We start from the raw sequence: 7676 nt of genomic DNA, 5'->3' as shown, positions 1-7676 counted from the left end.
TATTTTAAATAAATAATTTTTATGTTTTATTATACATCTATTTTTAAAAAATTATAAAATATTTTTTATAATAAATCAATAGTATATTAACTTTTAAAGAAACCTTTTTTTTAAAATGATTTTTGCTCATCGAAATTTTTAACAATTTACACATTTAAAAAAGAGCATGAATCTCTTCAACTTTTTTTCTGAAACAATCATTAGAAATAGCTACATAATAATAATTCTCTAAAAACAATAGCTCTGTTCACCCTTCCAATATCGAAACCAACTTTTCAGTTATGAATAACTTAAAGACAAAAAAAGACCTCATTATCGATAAAATCGATCGGCCAACTTTTAATATATTTATCGAAAAAAAATAATAAAACGTGCATATTCATCAAATGCATACAATAAATATTTATTCATTATTAATTCATATTTATCGATTTTATTCACTAACTTCTTTTTGCCCAATCAGTTATTTATCCTTTTACTACTCTTCGGACCTTTTTCAGACTTATTCTAATCTAGGAGATGTATTCTAATATAATAAATAAATAATTTACAAACTGATGACTAGAAATAGCCGAATCATCGTATTTAGCTACCTACTATTTTTTGTATTACTTTATAAGAATTATTCTTTTGTTGCTATGTAAGCGGCTATCTCAACAGTTTATTGTGCTTCAAAAAAGTTTTAGAAACAGCATCCCAGCTTGTTCCGCCTCAATTGTTTGTATTTGAACGATAATTATTAGTGCATTAATATAAAGTTTTCTTTTGATTCCATTGCATAAATCGTTTTATTTCGTGTCGATCACAACAGAAAACGATCGTCATTTCATGACGATCGTTTTAAAAAGACTCTGCTGGGGCGTATACGATAATCGTACACCACTCCTAGCAGAGCCTATTAGTTGCACCTATTTACAATACTCATTATCACTGTTTTTTTGTTACCTAGCTTAAGATGAACTATTTCGATCAGAGTTAAAAATTTTACTTACGCTTCCCAGCAAATCCCTACTCTACAATCGTTAGTACCGGTTTTTCGCTCAGATCATCGTATAAGAAATCAAAAATTTTCTTATTCAAGCGATACCCTTGCCCCCAAACCGTTTGAATTGCTTCATCTCCAAATTCGTTCTCCAGTTTCTCATTCACTTTTGAGACAACTTTTGACAAGCTCGCTAAAACTGATTTTGTTGGCGCCTTTTCCCATATTTGACGACTAATTTCTTCTCTTGGTACTGTACGATCTCCTGATTGAATTAAATAGTACACAATTTCTTTTTGTTTCAGCTTCAAATTTAGGTCGGATAACTTTTGTTTTACCGTGATTTGTTGACTACGATCCGCTTCCTTCGATGCTAACTTAGATAATTCCGCGACTAATAAAATTTCTCGTACTCTCTCCAAACTCGAATCCATTGGAATCCAAGCATCATAAATGGAGTCAAAAGTTTCATCGCAGCTAACTTCATTTATACGCCGGAAAAATTTCAAGTTTTCTTTTGGTAAAACCTGGATCAATTCTTCTACTTCTTTGTCATACATCGTCTCACTAAAAATAATTCCTTCGAACTGAGCCAAAAGCTCTTTGTTGAATGTGCCTCGCTTAAACGCTGTTATCAAACTATTGGAACAATAGACCTCATTTCCCAATTGCTTTAATTGACGTTCAAAGTTTTCTTCATATAAAGGAACCTTCGTTAATAGTAATAATTGCATGCCGTCCATCCTTTCATATCGCCGTATTTTTCTAGTCAGCTGTTCTTCTCGCCTTGCCATCTTCCACTCACTGCCAAAAATATTAGTACGTTTTTTGAAATAGAATGGAATTATTATCAAATATATTAATATATAAAAAATAATTGCATAAATTAATTATAATATAATGTTAATTTACGGTCAATTCCTAGTTTAGTACAATGATTATGCAGGCGGTTGTTTTTTATATGTATTATATTAATATGAATACACTTATAATGTCCATTAAATTTTAGTTATACGCTTACAAACACGACAAATGACGGAAACATATAATCTTTAAGTCCTTAGATACGAAAAAAGCACATAAAAAAAGAATCATAAAAAAAAGCTGCTCAGCTTCTGAATACGACAGAAACTGAACAGCTTGTTCGTTTAACCTTTTATTTTACATTTAAAATCCACATGAATCCGATGAAGACAAAAAACAACCCATACATGATCGGCGAAACTTCTTTCCCGCGTTTGGCAGCAAGCATCGTAATTGGATAGAAGATGAAGCCTAAGGCAATCCCATCCGAAATACTATATGTCAACGGCATGCCAATCAAAATTAAAAATGAAGGGATCGCGATCTCTAATTGATTCCATTTGATTTGACTCAAGGATTGAGCCATCAAAACGCCTACCACAATTAAAGCTGGTGCGGTGACTTGCGATGTAACAACTGACAATAATGGTGAGAAAAATAGACCAAAGATAAAAAATATACCTGTCGTGATTGCCGTCAAACCAGAACGTCCGCCAACAGCGATACCTGCTGAAGATTCTACGTAAGCCCCCACTGGTGAAGTGCCTAATAATGATCCGGCCAACATAGCAGTAGAATCAGAGGCCAAAGCTTTTCCAACTCGCGGCATTTTATTGTCTTTCATAAAACCAGCTTGATTCGCTAATCCGACTAGCGTCCCCGCTGTATCAAAAAAGGTCACCAATAAGAAAGTCAGCACAACGACCCAAAGCTGAAGCGTGTTAATATCTTTTACATGTTTCAGAGCAACTAAAAAGGTTGGTTTCAAACTAGGTGCCGCTGAAATAATTTGTGTTGGCGCCTGAATCAAGCCGGTCACTAAGCCTAATAATGTCGTTGCGACCATACCGATAAAGATTCCGCCTGGAACTCGCCGCACCATCAAGATCGCAGTCACGATCAAACCAAAGACTGTTAACCATGTCGTCCCCACACTCATTGAACCTAAACCGACTAATGTTGATTTGTTCGCTACGATAATGCCGCCTTCGCTCAACCCTAAGAAGGCGATGAATAGGCCGATCCCGCCTGAGATCGCATATTTCAAGTCGGCTGGAATAGCGTCAATGATCATCTCGCGTAATTTAAAAACTGTGATCAAAATGAAGATCAGCGATGCAACAAATACGCCAGCTAAAGCTGTCTCCCAGCGTATGCCCATTCCGATACAAACAGAATAAGCAAAAAAGGCATTGATCCCTAGTGCAGGTGCGGTGGCGATCGGATAACGCGCCAAGACACCCATCAAAATACAGCCCAAAGCGCTGGCTAATGCCGTTGCCGTGAAAACGGCCCCTTCATTCATTCCAGAGGCACCCAGCACACTAGGATTAACAAAGAGGATATAGGCCATTGAAATAAAGGTGGTGAACCCCGCCAGAATTTCTCTCTTTACTGTGGTGTTTAGTGTTTCGAGTTCAAAATAAGCATTTATTTTTTCTTTCATGTTGCTCCCCCTACGGTCTAAAAATGTTCGTAAAATAATAGCATGTTTTTTCAAACAACGAGGATAATCATATAATAAACAGGATAATAAGTAAACAATAATATGTAAATGAACGAAAACCCGAACATTAAACAAAAAAGCACTTTCAATTAATGAAAACCTTTCCGCCGAGTCAAACAAACTAGTGGACAAATAGCCCAATCCTCGCTATTTTTGAAAAGAACTTCATCGCAAAAATATCCTTTCTATTTTGTACATTCAGTACATCGGTTGAATGGATTGCGACTTGAAAATCAGATTTATTTTTCTGGAAGGAAAAATGATTACCTTAAAATGAAAGAGGAGAATTATTTTGAAACAACTAACCTTTAAACAATTCTGGGAATTATCGGAAATCTACACTGCGCCATTAAATCTATTTATTATTTTACTGGGATATGCCATCGCCAAATTTCAATTGAATAGCTTGCCGAGTCCCGAATTTTTTCTATTCGTTTTGATTATCGTGATGTTCCATATTACCGTTAACGTTTTTAATCATTACATGGACTACCGCAACGCGTCTGACGAAAACTACAAGCAGCAAACCAATATTATCGGACGCGATCATTTAGATCTGCGTTTTGTTCGCAATTTTTACTTATTTAATTTGATTGTTTCCTTCCTACTAGGACTACTATTGGTTTGGCGTACGAACTGGGTGATCGGTGCTTTGGGTGTGATTGGTTTTTACATCGGCTTGTTCTATTCCTATGGTCGCCGTCCTTTGAATAGTTTGCCGATTGCTGAAGCCCTGACCGGTACTGCCAGCGGATTTTTCATTACGGTAGTGAGTTACTATTTGGCCGTTTATCAAACCCATGTTGTCACCCTACCTATGATCGGAAAAGTTTTCTTGATCAGCTTGCCGTTGGTATTGATGATGTTCAATAATTTATTGGCTAATAATACTTGCGATTTGGAAGAAGATATCGAAAACCATCGCAAGACACTGGTTTATTATTTAGGAAAACCATTAGCAGTAAAAGTTCTATTAAGCGTCTACGTCTTTAGCTTTATCTGGCTATTCGTTTTAGTGATTGCCGGGTTGGCTCCTTGGACTGTGCTGTTTTTACTCTTCCTCTTCCCAAAAAATTGGCAGAGTTTAAAAAAATACCGTGCATTGCAAGATAAAAAGACGACTTTCCCAATTGTTTTAAAAGCGATGTCGGCAATTATGGTACTCTATCCTGTTCTCTATTTTATCGGTTCTCTTTTCGCATAATAAAAAGCCTGCCCAACTTCCATAAGGAATTAGGCAGGCTTTGCTTTATACCATTAACAAATTGATTTTTAAGGCTTCGATATCCGTCTGCTGCTCACGCGTAATCTGAAGATCTGTAATCAGATAATCACATTCATCCGGTTTAGCAAACTGTTTAAAGCTTCGTTGATTGATTTTACTAGACTCGCATAATACAATTTTTATTCGTCCAATATTGATCAAACTCTTTTTCATTTCAGCTGTTTCATAATTAGGGGTCGAATACCCATAATTCTTATCAAAAGAGGTGGTTCCCAGAATGACTTTATCCACGGAAAAACCAGCTAAACCTAGTGCGACAGAACTCCCGGATACATAAGGATAGCCATTACGGATCGCACCCCCGATCACTTGAACTTGATAGTTGGTCTTTTCGCTTAATAACAAAGCGATCTCCAAATCGTAGGTCAAGATCGTCAAACGCTGGAGCTGACTATTAATCAGCTTCTCGGCAAAGGCTCTGCAAGAGGTTCCCGTGTCGATCGCCAAAATATCATTTTCTTCAATCAATTTGACCGCTCGTTCAGCAATCCGATATTTTTCATCTGTAAATTCACGACTCTTGGGAATAATCTCGACGCTGCGCTGAAAATCACGCTTGATCACTCCGCCATGTGTCCGAGTCACTAATCCTTCGTTCTCCAATTCCCGCAAATCATTGCGAATCGTTGAACCTGTAACGTTAAAAATATCGGCTAACTCCGCAACTTGCATGCGATTCTTCTCGTTGACTAGATTTACGATGGATTGCTTTCGTTCCTCCGCGTATAATTGATCATCCATTTTTTATCACCTTTTTGCGTTTTGTTTCATTATAAAAGAAACTGAAAATGTAAGCAATCAAACTAAAATTATTCTTTGAAGACAATCACATTCTTTAAACCGATGGCCTTTTTAGCATTTTCCAAGGCCTCATCAAATTGATCGATCGGATAGCGCTTTGTAATCAGCTCTTTCAACGGAATTCTGCCGCTGGCAACCAATTGAGCTGAAGTCCGATAGCCCATCAAACTAGCACGAGTACAGCCAAAGACTCTCAATTGTTTATAGTGCAGAATATTCGTATTCAGTTTGACCTCTTCTTTTTCTTTCGGCAAACCGCCAAAGAATAAGCAACGACCGTTCATCGCCATATAATTGAAGCTGGCTTCTTGCGCTTGTGGCGCTGGTGCTGCAATAATACAAAGGTCAACGCCTTGATTATTGGTTTCAGCAAAAATTTTCTCCTGCAAATTTTCCGAAGTCAATGGAATCAAATCGGGAATCATTTTTTTTGCATCTGCCAAACGAGCTTCCGATAAGTCATTCATCATGACTTTTCCTGCACCTCTTGCGCGTGCCAACATCGCGTGCATGATTCCGATCGGACCAGAACCGATAATCAACACATTGTCTCCGGGGTTATTTCCGGCAATTTCTTGCCCGTTGAACACACAGCTGAAAGGTTCGATCAATGCTGCTTCTTCATAAGACAACTCGTCAGGAATCAAAGAAATATTCCCTTGGCGAACTGCTTTTTCCGGAATCACTAGATATTCGGCAAAACCACCAGGCAAATTGATGCCAAAAGCTTCATAGGTTTCACACAAATGAGTATTTCCGCTAACACATTGATCGCAAATTCCGCAGCCCATATTCGGAGCAATCGCAACTCGCATGCCTTCTTTATAAAAATTAACCGAAGATCCGACTTCAACGATATCGCCTGAAATTTCATGTCCTAACGTTAATGGTGTTTCTTCACTTGCGGTAGGATAGCCGTTTTTATACATCCGAACATCGGTCCCGCAAATCGATGCTGCTTTGACTTTTATCAAGACTTCTTTTTCAGATATTTCGGGTTTAGCGAGTTCGCTTAATTGAATCTTTTCTTTTCCTAGTAATTGGATTGCTTTCATTTATCCTTCCACCTCGACAATTCTATTTTCCAGCAGCGATGTCAGCCCCGCGTTGACTAATCGAACCGACATTAAGCCATCTTTTCCTGTACATTGAGGCGTCGTGTCATTCAGAATACAATCAACAAAAGCTTGATCTTCAGCGACATAGGCCTCTCTAAATAAATACATCCAGCTGTGCATCGTCGGCTGGGTCAATTTTTGATCGCTGGTCGCCACCACGATATTATGTTTTCCTTGATCGCCAACCAGAATACTTCCTTTGGTTCCGAGAATCTCCGTTCGCGCGTCATATCCATATTGAACATATTGAGCGCCATCGATCAGTCCCAGCTTGCCATCCATAAAACGCAGATTCATCGCAACCGTATCGTAATAATCAGGAAACTCTTCGCTCACCTCTGGCGAACGGTAATTACCGCCATTCGTGTAAATACTACTTACTTCACTCCCCGTTAGCCAACGCAATGTATCAAGATCATGACTATTTACTTCACCGATTGGCCCATTACTCTTACGTATATCAAACATCCAAGGTTTTGGTTCACTAGGACCGTGAGTCAATGATTTTACCAATACGATATCCCCAATTGCGCCTGAATCTACGACTTTTTTCGCCTCTTGAAAGCTTGCATCAAAACGACGCATGAAACCGACTTGCAGCTTCACTTGATTTTCTTCAGCGGCTTGGATCATTTCCAAACATTCCGCTTCATCCATCGCTAACGGTTTTTCACACAAGATATGTTTTTTCGCCGCTGCTGCCGCCAAAGCGATCTCCTTATGGTAGATGGTCGGCGTGACGATCACGACAGCGTCGATCTCAGGATTTTGCATTGCTTCACGGTAATCTTCATAAAGGTATTGGCAATCCACTTCTTTTTGAGCCAATTCTAAACTCTCCTTCGAAGGATCGCACAAAGCAATCAATTGTGCATTTTCAATTCGGCGAGCGAAATTTTTACCATGGATCATCCCCGCTCTGCCTGTTCCTATCAAACAAATTTTAATCAATTCTGTCAT

6 protein-coding genes are annotated in these 7676 nt (G+C 38.2%); 1 reads left to right on the top strand and 5 read right to left on the bottom strand.

Annotated features, from left to right (window positions below; all coding sequences use genetic code 11):
* Window positions 1–1008 precede the first annotated feature (1008 nt).
* Window positions 1009–1716 (bottom strand): helix-turn-helix domain-containing protein, encoded by a 708-nt coding sequence (locus PGP85_RS17205; RefSeq protein WP_010743121.1) that lies wholly within the window; start codon window positions 1714–1716, stop codon window positions 1009–1011.
* A 422-nt stretch (window positions 1717–2138) separates the two neighbouring features.
* Window positions 2139–3452, bottom strand: coding sequence for an NCS2 family permease (locus PGP85_RS17200; protein WP_034708455.1), 1314 nt, complete (start codon window positions 3450–3452; stop codon window positions 2139–2141).
* Window positions 3453–3804: 352 nt separating this feature from the next.
* On the opposite strand from PGP85_RS17200, the gene PGP85_RS17195 reads away from it, so the two are divergent.
* Window positions 3805–4716 carry a UbiA family prenyltransferase gene (locus PGP85_RS17195; protein ID WP_010743119.1) on the top strand — a complete coding sequence of 304 codons (912 nt, stop codon included), beginning with the start codon at window positions 3805–3807 and terminating at the stop codon, window positions 4714–4716.
* 45 nt (window positions 4717–4761) lie between these two features.
* Here the strand turns inward: PGP85_RS17195 and PGP85_RS17190 are convergent, their stop codons facing one another.
* The 3 genes from PGP85_RS17190 to PGP85_RS17180 form a co-directional block, all read right to left on the bottom strand.
* Window positions 4762–5538 carry a DeoR/GlpR family DNA-binding transcription regulator gene (locus PGP85_RS17190; RefSeq protein WP_270328601.1) on the bottom strand — a complete coding sequence of 259 codons (777 nt, stop codon included), beginning with the start codon at window positions 5536–5538 and terminating at the stop codon, window positions 4762–4764.
* Window positions 5539–5606: 68 nt separating this feature from the next.
* Window positions 5607–6653 carry an alcohol dehydrogenase catalytic domain-containing protein gene (locus PGP85_RS17185; protein WP_270328600.1) on the bottom strand — a complete coding sequence of 349 codons (1047 nt, stop codon included), beginning with the start codon at window positions 6651–6653 and terminating at the stop codon, window positions 5607–5609.
* A complete protein-coding gene (locus PGP85_RS17180) occupies window positions 6654–7676 on the bottom strand; it encodes a Gfo/Idh/MocA family oxidoreductase (protein ID WP_270328599.1) in 1023 nt (340 codons plus the stop codon).

This window comes from Enterococcus malodoratus (assembly GCF_027659535.1).
Taxonomy (GTDB): domain Bacteria; phylum Bacillota; class Bacilli; order Lactobacillales; family Enterococcaceae; genus Enterococcus_A; species Enterococcus_A malodoratus.
Note: the sequence above shows the minus strand (reverse complement) of the source record. Positions and strands in the feature narration are given on the sequence as shown.

Coding starts and splice junctions, on each gene's coding strand:
- PGP85_RS17190 (WP_270328601.1), bottom strand. CDS start 5,538: ATGGATGATCAATTATACGCGGAGGAACGAAAGCAATCCATCGTAAAT.
- PGP85_RS17200 (WP_034708455.1), bottom strand. CDS start 3,452: ATGAAAGAAAAAATAAATGCTTATTTTGAACTCGAAACACTAAACACC.
- PGP85_RS17205 (WP_010743121.1), bottom strand. CDS start 1,716: ATGCAATTATTACTATTAACGAAGGTTCCTTTATATGAAGAAAACTTT.
- PGP85_RS17180 (WP_270328599.1), bottom strand. CDS start 7,676: ATGACAGAATTGATTAAAATTTGTTTGATAGGAACAGGCAGAGCGGGG.
- PGP85_RS17185 (WP_270328600.1), bottom strand. CDS start 6,653: ATGAAAGCAATCCAATTACTAGGAAAAGAAAAGATTCAATTAAGCGAA.